The sequence below is a fragment of the Sphingomonas chlorellae genome (assembly GCF_056485145.1).
Window position 1 is genome coordinate 298166 of record NZ_JBQXXM010000003.1, and the last position, 18762, is coordinate 316927.

Genomic DNA, 18762 nt, shown 5'->3' on the forward strand with positions numbered 1-18762 from the left:
GCGCGGGTCAGCCGATGCGGTGCCCCGGCGGCACGGCGAGCAGCGCATCGGCCTCGGCCAGAACGCGCCGCGTCCATGCCAGCATCGCGCCCATGAACGCCTCGCCCGCGGCATCGGTCGCCATCGCGTCGGCGATCGTCCGCGCGGTTGCGGCCAGCCGGGGGGCGTTGCGCGCGATCAGCGTCGCCAGCTCCCCGCGCCGCTCGCCGAACGCAGCGAACATCTTCAGGTCGAGCGTCAGCACGTGCAGGAATGCGTAATGCGCGTGGAGCACCGCGGTCATCGGGCGCAGCGTCCCGACGACCGGGCTGAAGAAGCGCGCCTCGGGGTCGTTGCGGACGATCCGCACCGCGGCCTCGTTGTCGACGCCCAGCGCGCGCAGCTTGTGATGCGACGCTTCGTGGACGATCGCCTGGGCGACGCCCAGCGGGCATCCCGTCGTCAGCCCGATCACGCCGAACCGTGCCGCCTGGTTGTGGCTGCACGAACCGAGCGCGGGGCGCGTCATGTCGTCATAGGGCTCGACGCGGTGGACGATCCGCGGCCATTGCGCCGCCATCGCCGGCCAGCAGCCGATCCGCGCCACCGCCTCGGTCAGCGTCGCCGGCACGCCCGGCACGGGTTCGAACCGCGGCAACGGCATCAGCGGCGGGCCGTCGAACCCGACGGCCACACGCCCCTCGGCGATGCGCGGATGCGCGCCGAGCGGGATCCGGTCGCACCGCGCGTCGGCGGCATGCCACGGCATCGGCTCGGCATCCATCAGCGCGGCGGTGACGGTGATGTCATAGCCGTCGTCCTGCGGCTCGGCCATCCGCGCCCAGTCGATCGCCTGCGGCGTCGCGCCTGCCGCTTCGACCGCCGGGGCGGTTCCCGTCGCGATGCCGCTCATGCGGGCACCCGCGCCGTCATCCGCGCGACGCTGTGGCCCGACAGTCGTTCGGCGATCGCCAGTCCCGCCGCATCCGCCAGGCTCGCCAGATCGCCATGACGTGCCCGCGCACGGTCGTCGGTATAGCCGATCACCGTCGCGCCATCGGCCCCGAGCGCCGCCGCCCAGGCCGCGCGTTCGGCTGCCGGTGCCGCAGCCAGCGCGCCCAGCCCGACAAAGGCGACGCGCGCAAGCGCCGGATCCTTGGCAGCATCCGCGTCCGGTTCGTCCGGCGGCAACCGCCCGACCATCAGCGTCGCCTTGCGCCCCTTCAATCGCTGCCGCGCCGCCGCGACCGCACCGGCCGCCGGATCGATCCCGGTCAATTCCCAACGCGGATTCCGGTCTGCCAGCATTTGCAGCAGAACGGCGTCACCGCACGGATAATGGAGCGCTTTTCCCCGCGAACGCGCCAGAAACGCCTCCGATTGCCACAGGATGGCGGCGCATTGGGCGCGTAGGGAATAGCCGTCGGCATGGCCCCCGGTCCATTCGCCGAACAGCGCCGGCCCGGGATCGTCATCGGCGATCGCCGCGGCGACGCGCACCGCGGCATGGCGCGTCTCGGCGGGTTCGCGCGCCGGGGCAGCGATGCGATGGCCCGCCTCGATCCGCTGCGCGGCGGCACCTTCCAGCAGCACGGCATAGCGAAACACCGGGGTGGTCAGTTCGCCGATCCCCGCCGCCACCGACCATTGCACCGGCCAGCGGCCCATCGCGTCGATCCAGCGCACGGCCGCTTCGTCCACCGCCGCCATGGCCGCGCGGAAGCCCGCGATCCGCTCGGCGGTCGCCCGGCATCCGGCGTGGCAGGGCGCATGGCGCAACGGCCCGATGCCGAGCAGCCCCAGAAGCCAATGCGCGCTGTCGACACGCCCCGCCGTCCCCAGCCCGTCGAGCGGCCCTCGCCGTGCGGCGCGGGCGGCAGCGCAACAGTCGGGCAGGTCGACATCGGGACGCTGGCCGATGCGCAGGTCGCATTCCAGCCGCCGCTCGCCATCGGCGCCTGGCCGCATCACCGCCGCGACGGGCATCGCCGCCAGCCCCAGCGCCGTCGCACGCGCGATCAGCGCCGGCACCGCCTCTGCCTCGGCGCGCACGATCGTGTGCCCGACCGTGCCGCGCGCCACCAGCGCCAGCTCGGCCGAAAGCGCCACGTCGCGCAACCGCGCGAGCCGCGGTGCCCACAGGTCGCGCGCCTGCGGGCTCGCCCAGCCGATCCGCCAGGGCAGCAGCGCGCTGCCCTCCCCCGTGCTTCGCGGCCACAGCAGCCGGGCGCTCATGCCGCCACCGCTGCGGCATCGGCGGCCGCTTCGTCCACCGCGACCGTCACCGCACCCGCGCTCACCGTCGCGCGCAACGCGGCAATCGTCGGGGCCAGCCCCTCGCGCCACGCCGCGATCGCCAGCGCCTCGATCGCCGCACGGTCGGAAGCAAGGCTCAGCGGCCGTTCACCCTCGGCGACAAGCTCGGCCTCGGCATCGGTCATCAGCCCCAGCCAAACCGCGCAATCGCGCGTTCGCAGCCGCCAGTCGCCCTGTTCGGCCATGCCGGGGCAATTGCCCTTGCACATCAGGAAGAACCGGCACCCGCGACACCCGCCTTCGGCATAGGGCGTCTGATGCAACGCGATCTGGCGCAGATAGCGCTGCCCTTCGGCCTTCAGATAGCCCTGACCGTCCTTGTTCGTGCGTCCGCAATTGGTCAGTCGCCCGTCGCCTTCCACACCCGTCACCGCGCGCGTCGCATAGGGATCGCAAGGGTGGAACACGCACGACGTCGCCGCATCGTCGCCGCGAAGCATCGCCTTGATCTCGTCGAACAGGTCGAAACGCAGCGCGCTGAACCCGCGTTCGAGCGACCGCAGGCGGCGCAGCACCGCCAGGCCCTCCTCGTGCGACAGCGCGAGTGCCTCGCCCGCCGCCGGATCGTCGATCTCGAGCAGATGCAGCCGGACCCGCCGGATCCCCGCGCGGTCCAGAAAGCCGAGCCATCCGCACAGCAACGGCAACCGCGCCGCGCTGGCGTTGCCGCGGTGCAGCGTGACGATCAGCGTCGGCGGCCGCCCGCGCTCGATCAGCGTCGCGATCAGCCCCTCGGTCCGCGCGGTGGCGCGTCGCGTCGCGGCAAGGCTGCCGACCCAGCGCGCGTCGTTGAGCGGTCCCGGCCCGTCGATCGAGATGCCCAGCCGCACCTGATAATCGGCAAAACGGTCGAGATCGTCCGGACCGACCAGCGTGCCGTTCGTCTGCAATCCGCTGCCCCCATGCCGCTCGCGTCCATAGGCGAGCAGCGCGTCGAGATCTTCGCGGTCGACGAGCATGATCTCGCCGCCGAACAGCGTGAAGGGCTCGCCCACGGCTTCCAGCCGCTCGATCATCGCCCCGACGCGATAATCGGAACGGACATTGCCCGCCGCGCGCACGCCCTCCTGATAGCAATAGACGCACTTGATGTTGCACTTCTCGCCGATGGGGCGGACCTCGACCGTCATGGCACCCTCGCTTCGGTTGCGGGCATCGGCGCCGCAAGCGCGCCGAGCGGGCTTTGCCGCGTTCCCGGGCGCGCCGCAGCGGTATCGATCGGCAGTGCGAGCGCGACGCCGTCGATCACGACGACCAGCCGCGTCGCGAGCAGCTGATCGAACGCGCGAAGCAACGCGGTTCGCCCCTCGGCGCCGCCACCCCGCGCCGCCAGCGCACGGTCGATCGCCGCGTCGATCGCGCGCGGCTCGCGCAGTGCGTCGATCAGCGCGGCCGCAGCGGGATCGAGATAGTGATAGGGCACCTCGCCGGCGATCGCCCGCGTATCGCGCACCAGCATCCCCGCATCCGACCCGAGCCGGGCAAAGCCCAGTTGCGCGGGCGCCCCGCCTGCCCAGCCGTCACGCCACGCGGCAACCGCGGTGCGCAGCGGCGCGATCGCCGCCTCGGGCGCCGCCCCCCGCGCCTCGCCTTCGAAGAAATAGGCAAGCGCGCGCAACTCTTCCTCGGGCAGCGCGTGCAGCGCGGCATAGGCCGGCGCGGGCACCACGCCCGTGAAGCCCATCGCCGCCGCCTGCTCGAAATTGGGGCTGAACCGGTCGAGCCGGACCGCCGAAAGGCCGGTCGGCGGGGGCAGATGCGTCAGCGCCGGGACCAGCGCCGCCATGTCGCGATAGGCTTCGGCGGGCTCGTCGGGAAAGCCGTGGAGGATCGACCAGGTGACCGCCAGCCCCAGTTCGCGGCAATTGCGCAGGAAGCGCAGATTGTGGAGCGTCCCGACGCCCTTGCGCATGATGCGCAGCACCGCGTCCGACAGGCTTTCGATCCCCGGCTGGACGTGCGTGACGCCGGCCTCGGCCAGTCGCCGCATCTGCCGCTCGTCGAGATTGGCCTTGACCTCGAAGAACAGCGCCGGGCGCGGCTCGGGAAGCTCGGCGAGCGGGCCCATCACCGTGTCGAGGTGGCGCTGGCCCAGGATATTGTCGGTCGCCGCCAGTCGCGACACGCCGTGGCGGGCGTACAGCGTCGCGATCTCGGTCACGACGCGGCCGCCCGACTTGGCGCGGAACGCCATGCCGCCCGCGTTGAGCCCGCAAAAGGTGCAGTGGTGCTTCTGCCCCCACCAGCAGCCCCGCGACGCCTCGAACGGCAGCGAAACCTCGATCCGCGCGCGGTCACTCAGCCGGGCGATCTGCGCGAAATAGTCGCGATATTCGGGGATCGGCGTCGCATCGAGCGCGACGACCGGCGCCGGCTCGCCCGTCGCGGGATCGCTCAATGCGCCGATTCCCCCGGTATCGCCGTCGATGCCGCGCACCGCCTGCCCGCTGATCGCACCGTCGAGGACATGGTCGACCCATTGCGGAAAGCTGAAATCGGCCTCGCCGGTAAAGACATGGTCGATCTGCGGATAGTTGCGCAGCAACGCTCGCCCCATCGGCCCGTGGCAATTGGCGCCGCCGAAGACGATGACGATCCGCGGATCGAGCGCCTTGACCGCACGCGCGATCGCCAGCGACGCCATCGTCTGCTGGAACATCGTGCTGAACCCCAGGATCGCCGGCGCCCGCTCGGCGATGCGGCGCGCCGCCGCGGCGACGAAGCCCGGGGCGAGCGTGTCGCGCAGCGGGTGCAGGTCGGGGATGCCCCGGCGCGCGCACAGCGTCGCGATCGCCTGATCGTGCGCCGCCTGCGCCTCGGCGCTTCCGCCCGGCCCGACGCCCGGGCGAAAGATCCAGTCGCCGACGAGCAGTTCGGCCGGGGTCCGCTCGGCAAGCTGCTCGTTGAGGTCGAGCCCGCAGGCCTCGGCAAAGTCGAGGTTGAGGTAGAGCGTCTCGACAAGGTGCCCCCGCGCCTCGACCGCCGCCTGGAGCAGCGCCAGCCCGATCGACGGGCGGACGACCGACATCACCGGCGCGGTACAGAGCAGCAGGTCAGGCGGCATGGACGACTCCGTCGGCAGTCGTCGCGGCGACCGGCACCACATCGCCGGGCGTTTCGAGCACCTGCGCCATCAGCCGCAACGCCGCGCCATAGGCCGCAAGCCGCGCACGCTGCCCCTCCGCCGCCGCGCGCGCCGCCGCGACGCGCGCCGGATCGCGAAAGATGCGGTCGCACGCCGCGCACACCCCGGCGCAGCCCACCGCGTTGCCTCCGATGGCGCGCAGCACTGCGGCCGGCCCTTCATAGGCCAGCCACTGCCACAGCGGATCGGCGCACGCCGCCTCGACCGCCGCCGTCAGCCCGGTCGCGAGCTGCCCCACGCGCAATCCCGGATATTGGGGCAACACGCCGCAGCACGGCTGGACGTCGCCGTCGTGCGTGACGGTGAAAGTGCGCAGCACCGAATGGCACGGCGCGTTCGCGGCATCGTCGGGCGCTTCCGAGACGGCGGGAACATCGTCGGCGCCCGCCGCAGCCGCCGCCGCAGCGCTCCCGGTCTCGGCCGCGCGCCCGGTCTCGTTGACGGGCACCGCATAGACGGCGACGCGCGCGGCCTCATCGGGACGCAGCTGCGACCGCACGGTCTCGGCCGTCACCGCCGCGCCGGGCGCCACGGTCACCGCGATCCGGATCGCCAGCCCCAGCTCGAGCCCGGCGCGCATCGCATGATGCACCCATTTGACCGGGACGAAGGCGGCATGGGCATCGTCGTGCGACAGCGTGAGCTCGGTCAGCCCCGCGGCGACCAGCGGGCGCAGCATGGTCCGCGCGCGATCGAGGCTTTTGGCCCAGAAGGCGCTCGTCGTCGCGCCCCCCGCCAGCCCCCGCGCCCGCGCCTCGGCAAAGGCGCGCTGCATGATGTCGGGATGGAGGAACGGATCGCCGCCGACGAAATGCACGATCTCGAAGCTGCCCAGCGCGGCCGCCTCGCGCACCGCCTGCACCGCGCCGTCGCCGTCGAGATGGCCCAGCTTGAACATGTCCGACGAAAAGCAGCAATGGCTGCAGCGCAGCGGACATTGCAGCGTGACGTTGATGACGAGTTCGCGCGGTGACGCGGCGAACAGCGACGTCGTTCGCATCCTCCCCCCTCGTCCCCGTCTGCCGGGGATCTGTATCGGTCGGCTCGGCCGGGCTCGCGGGTGCGGCATTGATGGGCGACCGGGTCCGGTCCCGCCCGCCCCGCGCCACGTCCGGGAAGCCGCGATGCCGGGCGCAGTACCGCCTCGCGGCACCGCGCCCGTTCACCGCTCAGGCGTCGATATGGATCGCGGAGGCCTGGAGCGCGCCGGCATGGCCGGCATCGAGCCGCGCGAGCAGCCCTTCGGCCATCGCATCGTCGATGGTGAGGCCCGACGCGGCGAGCAGCTGCTTGATGTCTTCGGCGCTGGCCGGCGACGCCGCCGGCACGATCTTGGTCAGTTCCATGACGCTCTCCTGAAATCGAGGACAGGCACCCGATCGATGCCCGACACGGCCGGTCGGCGAGCCGGGCGCTCGTCGCCGATGCCGGACGGGCGAGACGGATCAGGCGTCGATATGGATCGTGCCGGCCTGGACGGCGGCGGCGTCGGCGGCCTTGAGCCGGCCGAGCAGATGCGCATTCATCGCATCGTCGATCACCACGCCGAAGCGGGCAAGAAACGATTGCAGATCGGCGCGGATCTCGTCTTCGGTCGGAAGATTGCCGGCAAGCGAAGCCACCGCGGCCTTCGCCTTGTCATAGTCGATCGTAACGCTACTCATCACACCCTCCCGTTCAATACGGCAGCGAATCGCCAACCGCACCAAGATGATGTGACAAGATCAGAAAAGCACAAAGGTAAATATGAACCATTAGGGACGAAGATATCCGGTTCGTCGAATTACATTCGCCGCAAATTTGAACCGGTTGCTTTTGTTGATCTTCGTTGAACCGTTTCGGTTCTTTCGGCGCGCATCGTCCGCGCGCGCCGCGACGCCCGGCCGGGCGCTAGTGCGGCGCCGGACCCGCCCTGGGTCCGGCGCGCTGGGTTCAGGCGTCGCCGATGGGGCGGGTAGCGGCGCATTGTTCGACCATGGCGATGACCTGGCGGCGGCGTTCGCCGGCGAGCGGCATGCGCGGCATGCGGACGCGTTCGCTGCCGCGGCCCATGATCTGCTCGGCGAGCTTGATCGACTGGACCAGGTCATGCTCGGCGTCGAGGTGGAGCAGCGGCATGAACCAGCGATAGATGCGCCGCGCCTCGATCCAGTCGCCGCGCTCGGCCGCCGCGACCAGCGCCACCGACTCGCGCGGGAACGCGCTCGTCAGCCCCGATACCCAGCCGCTCGCGCCCAGCAGCAGCCCTTCGAGCGCCACGTCGTCGAGCCCCGCCATCACCTGGTAACGGTCGCCGTAACGGTTGATCATGTCGGTAAAGCGCCGCGGATCGGGCGCGCTTTCCTTCACCGCCACGATGTTCGGCACCTCGACCAGCGCGTCGAGCGTCGCGAAATCCACCGACACCCGGTACGCGGGCGGGTTGTTGTACAGCATGATCGGCAGCCCCGTCGCCTCGGCCACCATCCGGAAATGCGTGCACAGCTCGGCCGGCGTCGGCACATAGACCATCGCCGGCAGCAGCATCAGCCCGTTCACCCCGATCGCCTCGGCATCGCGCGCATAGGCGATCGCCCGCGCCGTCGTGAACTCCGACACCCCCGCGATCAGCGGAACCCGGCCTTCCACCGCCTCCACCGCCGCGCGCAGCACCGCACGCTTCTCTTCCGGCTCCAGCGAGTTGTTCTCCCCGCACGTCCCCAGCAGGATCACCCCCGTCACGCCGTCGTCCACCAGCGCGCGAACCACCTGCGCCGTCGCCGCCAGATCCACCGACCCGTCCGCGGCAAACTGCGTCGTCGCCGCCGGATAAACTCCCGTCCACAAGGCCCTGCTCAACGTCACTTGTTCCTCCATGTTCTTATGACGAGGAATCGTATACGATATATGATTGCCTTTGCCAATCGCAATTCGCAGGCGCAGCAAGAGCCCCGCCGGGGCGACCGGGGGCGGCGGCGGAAATCGTGATGGGAACGGCGGGGCGGCTTGCGCCGGACGGCTCAGCCCGCGGCGTCGAGCTGGACGCGCAGGTCGTCGAGCGCGCCCTGGATATGCGCGGCGGTCAACCGGCGAACCGCATCGCCGTCGCGCGCGAGCCATGCGTCGAACATCGTGCGATGCTCGTCCTCGGCACGCGTCTCGCGGCCGGTCGGCTCCAGGTGCTTGCGGACGTACCGCTCGGCCAGCACGTGCAGCCGTTCGAGGAAGCTCGTCGTCAGCGACTGGCCGCTCGGGCGCAGCAGCGCGAGGTGAAAGGCGCGGTTGCGCGCGGGCACGGTGCTCGCATCGGCCTGCATCGCGGTACGAAGCGCGGCCAGCGCCTCGCGCGCGGCATGATGGTCGTCCTCGGTCGCCCGCTCGGCGCCCAGCGCCGCGGTCTCGGGTTCGAGCTTCAGGCGAAGCGCATAGACTTCCTCGGCCTCGGCGGTACTCAGCGCGCGGACGAAGAAGCCGCGATTGGCCTGCGACTGGAGCAGCCCTTCCTGCTCGAGCCGCGCCAGCGCCTCGCGCAGCGGGATCTTGCTGATCCCCAATTCGCTCGCCAGCGCATCCTGGCGGATCGCGGCGTTGGCAGGAACGCGTCCCGACAGGATGCGATCGCGCACCAGCGTCACGAGCTGATCGGAGAGCGTTCGAACGACCAGGCTCATGCGGGCAGGCCAATCTTGCAGGAGAGACGGGCCTTTATCCTAGGCAAAGCCCGTTGCCCGCGCAACCGAGGCAGCACGCCCCTTGCCGCCTGCAAACCGCGCGCCGTCAGGCCGCGGCGGCGATCGAGAATTGCTGGTGCAGGTCGTCGAGCGTGCTGCGGATATGCGATTCGAGCAGCGTCGCCACGCGTGCACCGTCACGCGCCAGCCAAGCATCGAGCAGTTCGCGATGCTCCAGATGCGCCCGCGCATCGCGGCCCGCCGGCTCCAGATGCGCGACGACATAGCGTTCGGCAAAGACCGCCAGCCGCTCGACGAGCTGGAGCGTCAGCGCGCGCCCCTCGCAACGCACGAGCGCGCTGTGGAAGTCGCGGTTGCACCGCGCCACTTCGGCAAGGTTGCTCGACGCCGCGCGGTCGAGCCGCTCGAACGCCGCCTGCGCGGCCTCGCGCTCCGCCGGCCCGGCATGGATCGCGGCATACGCCCCCGCCGCCGGCTCGATCTGCAGGCGCAGCGCATAGATCTCGTCGACCTGCGCCGCCGACATCGGCTGGACGAAATAGCCGCGATTGGCGTGGCTGGTCAGCAGCCCTTCCTGCTCGAGCCGCGCCAGCGCCTCGCGCAGCGGGATCTTGCTGACCCCCAGCTCGGCGGCGAGCGCGTCCTGGCGGATCGGCTGATCTTCGGGAATACGCCCGGTGATGATCTGTTCGCGAACGACTTCGAAAACGCGTTCGGCGAGCGTGCGGACGACGATACTCATTTGACGATCAAAACCACTTCTGTTCTATATATCGTATACGATACTGCGCGGTGGGGCGCAAGGCGCCCCTCGACAGGTGCGGAAGGAAGAATGATGCAGATCGGCGGATCGGATTTCGATCGGGAACTTGCCGCAATTGTGCCCTGGCCCGGCGACACCCCCGTGATCGAAAATGGCGAATATGTCGAGCGCCTCGAACGCGCACGCGCGCTCACCGCGGCGGCGGGTGCCGACGCGCTGCTCGTCCATGCCGGCGCCAGCCTGCGCTATTTCACCGGCGTGCCCTGGGGGGCGAGCGAGCGCATGGTCGCGCTGCTGCTGCCGGTCACGGGCGGCGCGTCGATCGTCGCGCCGGCATTCGAACGCGGCACGCTCGAAGCCGATCTCAGGATCGCGGCGGACCTGATCCTCTGGGAAGAGGATGCCGATCCGATCGCCGCCACCGCACGCGCGCTGGCACCGGGGGCGACGCTCGCGCTCGATCCGCTGCTGCCCGTGCAATGGGGTCTGCGGCTGGGCGCGACCGGGCTGCGCATCGTCGACGGTGCGCCCGCGATCGACGGGTGCCGGCGGGTCAAGTCCCCCGCCGAACTCGCCTGCCTCGCCCGCGCCAAGGCGATGACGCTCGAGGTACAGCGCCGCGCCGCGCGCATCCTGCGCCCCGGCATCGCGGCGAGCGAGGTCGTCCGCTTCATCGACGCCGCGCACCGCGCCATCGGCGGCGGCGGATCGACCTTTTGCATCGTCCAGTTCGGGCGCGCCACCGCCTATCCCCACGGACTTCCCGGCGATCAGCGGCTCGGTGAGAACGACCTGGTGCTCGTCGACACCGGCTGCCGCGTCGCGGGCTATCATTCGGACATCACGCGCACCTATGCCTTCGGCACCGTCGACCAGAAGGTGCGCGACATCTGGGCGCTCGAAAAGGCGGCGCAGGCGGCGGCCTTTGCCGCGGTCGCGCCGGGCGTACCGTGCGAGGCCGTCGACGCGGCGGCGCGCGCGGTGCTCGAAAGCGCCGGGCTTGGCCCCGACTACCGCCTGCCCGGCCTGCCGCACCGCACCGGGCACGGCATCGGCCTGTCGATCCACGAGCCGGCCTATCTGGTGCGCGGCGACCGCACGCCGCTGGCGCCCGGCATGTGCTTCTCGAACGAACCGATGATCGTCGTCCCCGATCGCTTCGGCGTCAGGCTCGAGGACCATTTCCACGTCACCGAAGACGGCGCGGCATGGTTCACCGAGCCGCAGGTGGCGATCGACGCGCCCTTTCCCTGACGGACGCCGGGCCGTGAGCGGGGTCGGGGCCCGACCGGCCCCATGCGACGGGCGGGAGGCGGCGACGCCGCGCCCGCCCCGGCGCGGTCATTCCTCGTCGGGATAGGGGCCCTTGCCCCCCGCGGCGATCAGCGCGTCGACCCGCTGGTCGAGCACCGGCAGCGGGACCGAGCCCAGCGCCAGCACCGCGTCGTGGAAGGCGCGGATGTTGAACTTCGGTCCCAGCGCCTTTTCGGCCCGCGCCCGCGCGTCGCGGATCGCGATCGCGCCCATGTAGTAACTCAGCGCCTGGCCCGGCCACGCGATATAGCGATCGACCTCGGTCTCGATCTCGTGGTTCGAAAGCGCGGTGTTGTCGCGCAGGAACTTCTGTGCCTGCTCGCGGCTCCAGCCCTTGGTGTGGACGCCGGTATCGACCACCAGCCGCGCCGCACGCCACATCTGATAGCTCAGCATCCCGAACAGGTCATAGGGCGTCTCATACATCCCCATTTCCTCGCCCAGCGCCTCGCTGTAGAGCGCCCAGCCCTCGCCATAGGCCGAGATATAGCTGTCGCGCCGGAACTGCGGCAGGTCCTTGTTCTCCGCGGCGAGCGGCATTTGGAAAGCGTGTCCCGGCGCGCTTTCGTGCAGCGTCAGCGCGACCTGCTGGTAAAAGGGCCGCGACGGCAGGTTGTAGGTGTTGACCAGATAGATGCCCGGCCCGCCGCGCCCGCCGGTGTAAAAGGGCGCGATGTCCGCCGGCACCGGCTTGATCGCAAACCGGCTGCGCGGCAGGTGCCCGAACCACTGGCTCGCCTTGCCGTCGAACGTCTTGGCGATCCACGCCGCGCGATAGAGCAGTTCCTCGGGCGTCTTGGGATAGAATTTGGGATCGGTGCGCAGGTGCTCGAGAAAGGCCGGCAGGTCGCCCTGGAACCCCACCTGGCGCATCACCTCGCCCATCCGCGCGCGGATCTTCGCCACTTCGTCGAGGCCGATCTGGTGGATGCGTTCGGGCGGAAGGTCGAGCGTCACGAACTCGCGGATCTTCGACTGGTAATAGGCGCGCCCGTCGGGAAGGTCATAGGCCGCCAGCCCCGTGCGCGCGCCGGGGAAATATTCGGTCCGCAGGAACTGGAGCAGCCGGGCATAGGCGGGCTGCACCGCGTCGCGGATCGCCGCCTCGCCCGCGGCGCGCAGCTCGGCGCGCTGCGCCTCGGGGATCACCGCCGGAAAGTTGCGGAACGGCGCATAAAAGGGCGAATCCTGCACCGACTTGGCTTCGGCGACGATCGCCACGCCCGAATCACGGCCGGTCAGCGTCACCTTGGGCGGGGTAAAGCCGCGCGCCAGGCCCGCGCGCATATTGGCGATCTGCTGGTCGTAATGCCGCGGAATGCTCCGCATAAGCGCCAGATAGTCGCGATAGTCCTTTTCGGTGCGAAAGCTCCCGCGCGCCGCCTCGTTGATCTCGCCCCAGAAGCTCGAATCGGCATTGAGCGGCTTTTCATATTCGCGATAGCGCTGCTCGGCGAGCAACGCGTCGATCTGCCCCTTGTAGACCGCATAGTCGATGCGGACGCGCGGCGAGAGCGTCGCCGGGTCGATCGCCGCAAGTTGGCGCGCCACTTCGGTCCAGCGTGCGAGCTTGGCCGCCTGCGTCTGCGGCCCCACATCGGGCAACCCTGCGCTCTCGGCCTTGGGGCCGTCCTCCGACGGGCCGAGCAGCTTCAGCCGCCACGCATATTCGCTGGTATAGATCGCCTTGAAGCGCGCGTCGGCGCTCACCGCCTTCTTGGCGCGCACCGGCGCGGCGTCGGCCGCGGCGACGCCGAGCGGCAGCGGCGCCGTCACCGCGGCCCCCAGCAGCGCGAGTGTGAGAAGCGATCTGGTCATGCCTTTTCCCCCTTGCTGGCGGTGAACAGCACCACGCCGAACACCGGTCCCGCCGTGTTGCCCTGGCGCGGCACGAACCGGATGCGAACGCTTTTCTTGTTCGCGGTCAGTGCCTCGGGCAACGGATATTCGACGTCAAAGAACTTGCCCGGCCGGTCCTCGGTCAGCTTCTGCGTGGCGATGCGGGTCCCGTCGACCAGGATGTCGAACTCGCGCGGCCGCTCGCCGCCCCAATAGCTCGCCTGGAGGACCAGCGGCCCGGGCCGCACCTTCATGTTGAATTCGAAAAAGCCGCCCGAACGCGCGTCGCGCCCGTTCCGGCCGCGATAGCTGACCGGATAGGACAGTTCCGAACTGAGGTCGTGGTCGCGTTCGGGCTGCATCTCGCCCAGGTGCATCACGTCGACCGATCGCGCCGCGATGTCGCGCCGCCGCGCCTGCTCGGCCAGGAACGCCGCCTCCTCGGCCTTCCAGCCCGCCTCGGTGAACCGCCGGAAATAGACGGCGCTGCGCCGGTCGAACTGGCTGAAGAACGGCACGAAGGTCAGCTCGCCCGGCCGCACCACGCCGCGCGCGACATAGCGCGCCTGGCCGGCATCGACCGCGCTGAACCCGGCGAGCAGGTCCGCGCCCACCATCGCCGGATCGGCGGCTTCCCACGGCGTCTCGCGCGGACCCAGGTCGGCGGCGAGCACCATCGGGCCGCGCAGGAACGCGATCGTGTCCTGGTCGCCCGGCGCCGACTCGGTGCGCAGCTCGAGCGGCAGCGTGATCGCCACCACGTCGCCCGCCTGCCACCGCCGCGTGACGATGGCATAGCCGCGCTCGAAGCTAGGGGCGACCGGCTTGCCGTTGACGTGCACCATCGCCTTGCCCGCCGCCCAGCCGGGAACGCGCAGCGCGACCGGAAAGCGCGCCGGGCGGGCCAGCGCCGCCAGCGTCAGCCGCGCCTCGGGCTCGAACGGATAGCGCGTGTCGAGCACCAGCCGCGCGTCGCGCGCGCGCCACTGCGCCTCGGCGGGGATATAGAGGTTGACGATCAGCGCCCCCTCGCCTTCCCAGAAGATGCCCGTGCCGTGCTTGGCGTGGCTCTCCATCCCGCTGCCGACGCAGCACCAGAACTCGTTGTCCTCGCTGCTCGAATAGCCGCGGTCGGCGCCCGTCATCAGCGGCGTCATATAGGTGAAGCCGCCGGTCTTGCGGTGCTGCGCCGACATGACGTGGTTGAGGTGGGCGCGCTCGTAGAAATCGAACAGCGCGCCGTCGGGCTGCCAGCCATAGAGATGCTCGGTCAGCTTGAGCATGTTGTAGGTGTTGCAATGCTCGCACGTCTGCTCGGTGATGTGCGTCGCGATCGTGTCGGGCTCGGCGAAATACTCGCGGTCGGCATTGCCGCCGATCACATAGCTGTGATGCTGCGTCACGCGTTCCCAGAAAAAGCGCGCCGCCACCGCCGGCTCGGGCTTGCCGGTCAGCTCGTGGATGCGCGCCAGCCCGATCAGCTTGGGCACCTGGGTGTTGGCGTGGAAATTGGCGAGCTTGTCCTCGCGGGCCGCCAGCGGGTCGAGCACGCGCCGGTCATAGATGCGCTCGGCGACCGCCAGCCAGCGCTTGTCGCCGGTCCGCGCGTAAAGTTCGGCATAGCTCTCGTTGAGCCCGCCATATTCGCACCCGAGCAGCTTCTGCATCTGCGCGTCGTCGAGCGCGGCGAACACCCGCTCGAAATAGCCCGCCAGCCCGAGCAGCACCTGCATCGCGCGCGCATTGCCCCAGGCGCCGTGGACGTCGAGCAGCCCCGCGAACAGCTTGTGCACCGTATAGAGCGGCGACCAGGAACCGTTGAGGTCGAACCCGCCCGAACGGATGTCGCCGCGCATCACCTCGCCGAAAATCTCCTCGCCGTCGACGATGCTGCCGTCCTTGCGCTTGCGCTGGAGCGCGCCGACATAGCCGTTGCCGCGCCGCGACTGCGCCAGCGCCAGCTCGTCGACGATATAGTCGGCGCGGCGCCGGCATTCGGCGTCGCCCGTCTGCTGGTGCATCAGCACCAGCGCGGTCATGTAATGCCCCAGCGTGTGTCCGGCGATCGTGTCGCTTTCCCACCCGCCATAGATCGGCGCCTTGGGGTCCAGCCCGGCGAACTTGCGGAAATTGTGGAGCAGCCGGTCGGGTTCGAGCCGCTTGAGATAGGCGAGGTTGACCGCCACCGCGTCGGCATAGTCCGACGGGCGCAGCCGCACCGCGGCGAGCGGCAGCGGCTTGGCCCTCGCGGGCAGCGCCGCCCGCGTCGCCGCTGCGGCACGGACGCCCGGCGCGCCGCTCATCAGCGCCAGTGCCGCCGCGCCCACCATCCATTCGCGTCGATTGCTCGCCATCATCCGCCGCTCTCCCTCATTATCAAAATACCGTATACGATTATCGGGCGCTACGGAAAGGGTCAACGGGTCGCGGATTAACTCCTACAAATTCTTGGCCCCGCTCGGCTGGCTCGCAATCGCCTCGGCGGCGCGGACCGCATCGGCGACGCTATAGTGGCTGCGCGCGACCAGGTCGCTCCGCCCGGCACGGGCGATCAGGTCGCGCACATGGTCGCGCGCGCGGGCGAGCAACAGCCGCGTGCCGCGTGCGGCAAGCCGCTGCTCGAACTCGATCAGCGCGTCGAGCGCGGTGCTGTCGAGGTCGAAGCTCTCCTCGAGGCTCAGCACGATGCACGGCGCGTCGGCGGGCGTGCGCCGCGCGATCTCGCCCAGGATCGGCTCGGCATTGGCAAAGAACAGCGGCTCGGCGGGCCGCCACACCGCCACCTGCGCGACCAGCACCGCCTCGGGGTGGCGCGCGACGTCGACATAGTCGTGCGTGCCGGGGATCTGCCCCAGCCGCGCGACGTCGTGCGCCGCCAGCCGCCGCAGGAATGCGATCACCGACAGCAGCACCGCCAGCAGCATCCCCTGCACCACGCCGAACGCGATCACCCCCGCCGCCGCCGCGGTGGCGATCAACGGGTCGCGCCCGATCTTCCACAACCGCGTGAGCGGCGCGGGGTCGAGCGCGTGCGTCAGCGCACCGATCACCACCGCCGCCAGCACCGGCTCGGGGATGCGCGCGATCCAGTCGCGGGCAAAGACCAGCGCCAGCGCCAGCGCCGCCGCGCTCGTCATCGCCGCCAGCCGCGATCGCGCGCCCGCCGCCTCGTTCGCCGCACCGGCCGAAAAGCCCGCGCCCACGGGCATCCCCTGCCCCATCGCGCTTGCCAGGTTGGCAAGGCCGAGTGCCGCGAGCTCGCGCGCGGGCGCCACCTCGTCGCCGTGGCGCAGCGCCAGCGACCGGATCGTCCCCCAGCTTTCGGCAAACAGGATCAGCACCAGCGGCGCGACAAGCTGGATCAGTTGCCCCAGCATCGACCATTCGATCCGCGGCATCGCCCCTTCGAAACTCAGGTCGATCGGGCCGACCAGCCGCACGCCCAGCCGGTCGAGCCCGAACACGCCGGTCGCGGCGATCCCGCCCGCCAGCACGACCAGCGATCCCGGCACCCCGTGCCACCGGCGCAGCGCCAGCAGCGCCGCGAGCGCGCTTGCCGCCGCCAGCGCACTCGCCGCATTGGCCTCGTGCGCGCGGGCGACCAGCGCCGGCACCAGCCGCGCGACGTCACCCGGCATCCCGCCCAGCCCCAGCGCGAGCGGGAACTGGCGCAGCGCGATCGTCAGCGCGAGGCCGAAGGCAAAGCCGCGCAGCACCGGGCGCGAGATGAAGCTTGCCAGCGCGCCCAGCCGCAATCCGGCCGCGGCGATGAAGCACAGCCCGACGAGCAGCACCGCCACCGTCGCCATCCCCGCACGCGCCTCGGGCGGCACGTCGAGCGTGGCGAGCGCCGCGGCCAGGATCGCCGCCGAGGACGAGGTCGGCGAGACGATCGCAAAGCGGCTGCCGCCCAGCATCGCATAAAGGGCACAGCCGATCACCGCGGCGACCAGCGCGCGCGCGGGCGCCAGCCCCGCGATCCCGGCATAGGCGACGGCCTCGGGCAGCACGAGCGCCGCCACCGACAATCCGGCGACCAGGTCGGTTCGCCACGGCAACGGGGCTGGCGCGGGTGCGCGGGCGGGCTCGGTCATCGCGCGGGGCTTAACGGGCGGCGGCCCGCTGGCAAGCCGGAAGATGCCCTAGGCGCCGGCACCCGCCTCGTCCCCGGCAAAGGCGGGCTGATAGGCGAACAGCCCCGGCACGCCCCCGGTCATCAGGAACAGCACCGGCTCGCCCTCGGCAAAACCGCCCTCGGCGATCATCGCGATCAGCCCGGCAAACGCCTTGCCGCTATAAACGGGGTCGAGCAGCAATCCCTCGGCCTGCGCGACCAGCCGCACCGCCGCCAGCATCGCCGCCGTGGGCACGCCATAGCCCGGCCCGCGCGCGCGCCCGTCGACGACGATGTCGTCCGCCGCGATCGTCGCGCCGGGCGCGAGCAGCGCCAGCGTCGCGCGGGCGAGCGCCAGCGTCTCGGCCTGCGCGTCGGGCGCGGTCTGAAGCACCGCGAACGACAGGATGCGCGCGGGCGGCTCGCCCAGCGCCGCCATCCCCGCGGCCAGCCCGGCATGCGTTCCCGCGCTGCCGTTCGGAACAATGATCCGGGCGTGGCGGATTCCGGCCGCACGCTCCTGCGCCATGATCTCGCGTGCGCAGTCGGCATAGCCGAGCGCGCCCACCGGCGACGATCCGCCCGCGCCGACGGCATAGCCGCGCCGCCCCGTCGCCTTCAGCGCCTCGGCCCGCGCCTGCGCCGCCGCGAGCGCATCGGCCCCCGCGGGCAGCCGGTGGACCCGCGCGCCGAACAGCGCGTCGAGCAGCACATTGCCGTTGTCGCGATACGCCGCATCCTGCCGGTCGACGCTGTCGGTCAGGAACAGTTCGCACGCCAGCCCCATCCGCGCCGCCGCCGCCGCGCTCAGCCGGGCGTGGTTCGACTGGCGCGCGCCGGTGGTCAGGAAGGTGTCGGCGCCCTCCGCCATCGCCGCGCCCAGCAGGAATTCCAGCTTGCGCAGCTTGTTGCCGCCGCCGCCGATCGGTCCCAGATCGTCGCGCTTGACGTGGATCGCCGGGATCGGCCGCCCCGGATGGCGCGTGCGCAACGCCCGCTCGAGGCCGTTCAGCCGCTCGATCGGCGTCGGCCCTGCGAGCAGCGCGACGCGCGCGAACCGCGCCAGCCCCGTCAGTTCAACCCCGCCGTCGTCCGCCATGCTGCGCCTCCCGCCCGTGCGTCGGCCGCGCGGTCATCGCCCGATGTCGCGCACGGTCTCCATCGCGACGAAGGTAGAGGTGCTGGCGACATTGGGAAGGCTCGAAATCTTCTCGCCCAGCACTTCGCGGTAACGGTGGATGTCCGACGTGCGCACCTTGAGCAGATAGTCGAAGCTGCTCGCGATCATGTGGCACTCCTCCACCTCGCGGATGCGGCGCACCGCGGCGTTGAACGCCTGCAACGCCGCCTCGCGCGTGTCGGAAAGCTTCACCTCGGCAAAGGCGATATGGTCGAGCCCCAGCTTGCGCGGGTCGATCACCGCACGAAACCCCAGGATATAGCCGTTGTCGATCAGCCGCCGCAGCCGCAACTGGCACGGCGTCTTCGACAGGCCGACGCGCCGCGCGAGTTCGGTGACGGTCATCCGCCCGTCCTCGACCAGCGCGTCGATGATCCGCCGGTCGATTTTGTCCAGATCGTCCAAATCCGCCATGTCCGCCCTCGTTTCCGGCACGCCTCC

The 18762-nt window shown here is 70.9% G+C and carries 16 protein-coding genes; 1 reads left to right on the forward strand and 15 read right to left on the reverse strand.

The window, feature by feature from the left end:
* Nucleotides 1–7: 7 nt before the first annotated feature.
* The 10 genes from ACT3CF_RS10215 to ACT3CF_RS10260 all read right to left on the reverse strand — a co-directional run bounded on the left by ACT3CF_RS10215 (nucleotide 8) and on the right by ACT3CF_RS10260 (nucleotide 9853).
* Nucleotides 8–892, reverse strand: coding sequence for an aKG-HExxH-type peptide beta-hydroxylase (locus tag ACT3CF_RS10215; RefSeq protein ID WP_478422420.1), 885 nt, complete (start codon nucleotides 890–892; stop codon nucleotides 8–10).
* A complete protein-coding gene (locus ACT3CF_RS10220; RefSeq protein WP_478422422.1) occupies nucleotides 889–2214 on the reverse strand; it encodes a hypothetical protein in 1326 nt (441 codons plus the stop codon). Before ACT3CF_RS10220 ends, ACT3CF_RS10215 begins: the two co-directional genes overlap by 4 nt.
* Nucleotides 2211–3425, reverse strand: a complete 1215-nt coding sequence (locus tag ACT3CF_RS10225) for a radical SAM protein (protein ID WP_478422424.1) — start codon at nucleotides 3423–3425, stop codon at nucleotides 2211–2213. Before ACT3CF_RS10225 ends, ACT3CF_RS10220 begins: the two co-directional genes overlap by 4 nt.
* Nucleotides 3422–5359: a RiPP maturation radical SAM C-methyltransferase gene (locus ACT3CF_RS10230; protein ID WP_478422426.1), complete on the reverse strand. Its 1938-nt coding sequence runs from the start codon at nucleotides 5357–5359 to the stop codon at nucleotides 3422–3424. The genes ACT3CF_RS10225 and ACT3CF_RS10230 overlap by 4 nt, the downstream gene beginning before the upstream one ends.
* Nucleotides 5349–6440: a radical SAM protein gene (locus tag ACT3CF_RS10235; RefSeq protein ID WP_478422428.1), complete on the reverse strand. Its 1092-nt coding sequence runs from the start codon at nucleotides 6438–6440 to the stop codon at nucleotides 5349–5351. The genes ACT3CF_RS10230 and ACT3CF_RS10235 overlap by 11 nt, the downstream gene beginning before the upstream one ends.
* A gap of 169 nt (nucleotides 6441–6609) precedes the next feature.
* Nucleotides 6610–6786, reverse strand: coding sequence for a hypothetical protein (locus ACT3CF_RS10240; protein WP_478422430.1), 177 nt, complete (start codon nucleotides 6784–6786; stop codon nucleotides 6610–6612).
* A gap of 99 nt (nucleotides 6787–6885) precedes the next feature.
* Nucleotides 6886–7104 (reverse strand): hypothetical protein, encoded by a 219-nt coding sequence (locus ACT3CF_RS10245; RefSeq protein ID WP_478422432.1) that lies wholly within the window; start codon nucleotides 7102–7104, stop codon nucleotides 6886–6888.
* Between the two features lie 268 nt (nucleotides 7105–7372).
* Nucleotides 7373–8284 (reverse strand): dihydrodipicolinate synthase family protein, encoded by a 912-nt coding sequence (locus tag ACT3CF_RS10250; protein ID WP_478422434.1) that lies wholly within the window; start codon nucleotides 8282–8284, stop codon nucleotides 7373–7375.
* A gap of 155 nt (nucleotides 8285–8439) precedes the next feature.
* Nucleotides 8440–9090 carry a GntR family transcriptional regulator gene (locus tag ACT3CF_RS10255; protein ID WP_478422436.1) on the reverse strand — a complete coding sequence of 217 codons (651 nt, stop codon included), beginning with the start codon at nucleotides 9088–9090 and terminating at the stop codon, nucleotides 8440–8442.
* Between the two features lie 106 nt (nucleotides 9091–9196).
* On the reverse strand, nucleotides 9197–9853 hold the full coding sequence (locus ACT3CF_RS10260) for a GntR family transcriptional regulator (protein WP_478422438.1): 657 nt from the start codon (nucleotides 9851–9853) through the stop codon (nucleotides 9197–9199).
* 93 nt (nucleotides 9854–9946) lie between these two features.
* On the opposite strand from ACT3CF_RS10260, the gene ACT3CF_RS10265 reads away from it, so the two are divergent.
* Nucleotides 9947–11128, forward strand: a complete 1182-nt coding sequence (locus ACT3CF_RS10265; protein WP_478422818.1) for a M24 family metallopeptidase — start codon at nucleotides 9947–9949, stop codon at nucleotides 11126–11128.
* A gap of 87 nt (nucleotides 11129–11215) precedes the next feature.
* On the opposite strand, the gene ACT3CF_RS10270 is transcribed toward ACT3CF_RS10265, so the two are convergent.
* From ACT3CF_RS10270 to ACT3CF_RS10290, 5 genes are all read right to left on the reverse strand, one after another.
* Entirely contained in the window at nucleotides 11216–13006 is a 1791-nt protein-coding gene (locus ACT3CF_RS10270; RefSeq protein ID WP_478422440.1) for a DUF885 domain-containing protein, read from the reverse strand.
* Nucleotides 13003–15384: a beta-L-arabinofuranosidase domain-containing protein gene (locus ACT3CF_RS10275; protein WP_478422442.1), complete on the reverse strand. Its 2382-nt coding sequence runs from the start codon at nucleotides 15382–15384 to the stop codon at nucleotides 13003–13005. Before ACT3CF_RS10275 ends, ACT3CF_RS10270 begins: the two co-directional genes overlap by 4 nt.
* 81 nt (nucleotides 15385–15465) lie before the next feature.
* Nucleotides 15466–17121, reverse strand: a complete 1656-nt coding sequence (locus ACT3CF_RS10280; RefSeq protein WP_478422444.1) for a SulP family inorganic anion transporter — start codon at nucleotides 17119–17121, stop codon at nucleotides 15466–15468.
* A gap of 48 nt (nucleotides 17122–17169) precedes the next feature.
* Complete coding sequence (locus ACT3CF_RS10285; RefSeq protein WP_478422446.1) at nucleotides 17170–18240, reverse strand: D-cysteine desulfhydrase family protein; 1071 nt, start codon at nucleotides 18238–18240, stop codon at nucleotides 17170–17172.
* A 33-nt stretch (nucleotides 18241–18273) separates the two neighbouring features.
* Nucleotides 18274–18735, reverse strand: coding sequence for an Lrp/AsnC family transcriptional regulator (locus ACT3CF_RS10290; RefSeq protein ID WP_478422448.1), 462 nt, complete (start codon nucleotides 18733–18735; stop codon nucleotides 18274–18276).
* Nucleotides 18736–18762 lie beyond the last annotated feature (27 nt).

Bases quoted from the DNA above. Each gene is read 5' to 3' on its own strand.
- ACT3CF_RS10215 (WP_478422420.1), bottom strand. From the start codon at position 892: ATGAGCGGCATCGCGACGGGAACCGCCCCGGCGGTCGAAGCGGCAGGC.
- ACT3CF_RS10220 (WP_478422422.1), bottom strand. From the start codon at position 2,214: ATGAGCGCCCGGCTGCTGTGGCCGCGAAGCACGGGGGAGGGCAGCGCG.
- ACT3CF_RS10225 (WP_478422424.1), bottom strand. From the start codon at position 3,425: ATGACGGTCGAGGTCCGCCCCATCGGCGAGAAGTGCAACATCAAGTGC.
- ACT3CF_RS10230 (WP_478422426.1), bottom strand. From the start codon at position 5,359: ATGCCGCCTGACCTGCTGCTCTGTACCGCGCCGGTGATGTCGGTCGTC.
- ACT3CF_RS10235 (WP_478422428.1), bottom strand. From the start codon at position 6,440: ATGCGAACGACGTCGCTGTTCGCCGCGTCACCGCGCGAACTCGTCATC.
- ACT3CF_RS10240 (WP_478422430.1), bottom strand. From the start codon at position 6,786: ATGGAACTGACCAAGATCGTGCCGGCGGCGTCGCCGGCCAGCGCCGAA.
- ACT3CF_RS10245 (WP_478422432.1), bottom strand. From the start codon at position 7,104: ATGAGTAGCGTTACGATCGACTATGACAAGGCGAAGGCCGCGGTGGCT.
- ACT3CF_RS10255 (WP_478422436.1), bottom strand. From the start codon at position 9,090: ATGAGCCTGGTCGTTCGAACGCTCTCCGATCAGCTCGTGACGCTGGTG.
- ACT3CF_RS10260 (WP_478422438.1), bottom strand. From the start codon at position 9,853: ATGAGTATCGTCGTCCGCACGCTCGCCGAACGCGTTTTCGAAGTCGTT.
- ACT3CF_RS10265 (WP_478422818.1), top strand. From the start codon at position 9,947: ATGCAGATCGGCGGATCGGATTTCGATCGGGAACTTGCCGCAATTGTG.
- ACT3CF_RS10270 (WP_478422440.1), bottom strand. From the start codon at position 13,006: ATGACCAGATCGCTTCTCACACTCGCGCTGCTGGGGGCCGCGGTGACG.
- ACT3CF_RS10275 (WP_478422442.1), bottom strand. From the start codon at position 15,384: ATGATGGCGAGCAATCGACGCGAATGGATGGTGGGCGCGGCGGCACTG.
- ACT3CF_RS10280 (WP_478422444.1), bottom strand. From the start codon at position 17,121: ATGACCGAGCCCGCCCGCGCACCCGCGCCAGCCCCGTTGCCGTGGCGA.
- ACT3CF_RS10285 (WP_478422446.1), bottom strand. From the start codon at position 18,240: ATGGCGGACGACGGCGGGGTTGAACTGACGGGGCTGGCGCGGTTCGCG.
- ACT3CF_RS10290 (WP_478422448.1), bottom strand. From the start codon at position 18,735: ATGGCGGATTTGGACGATCTGGACAAAATCGACCGGCGGATCATCGAC.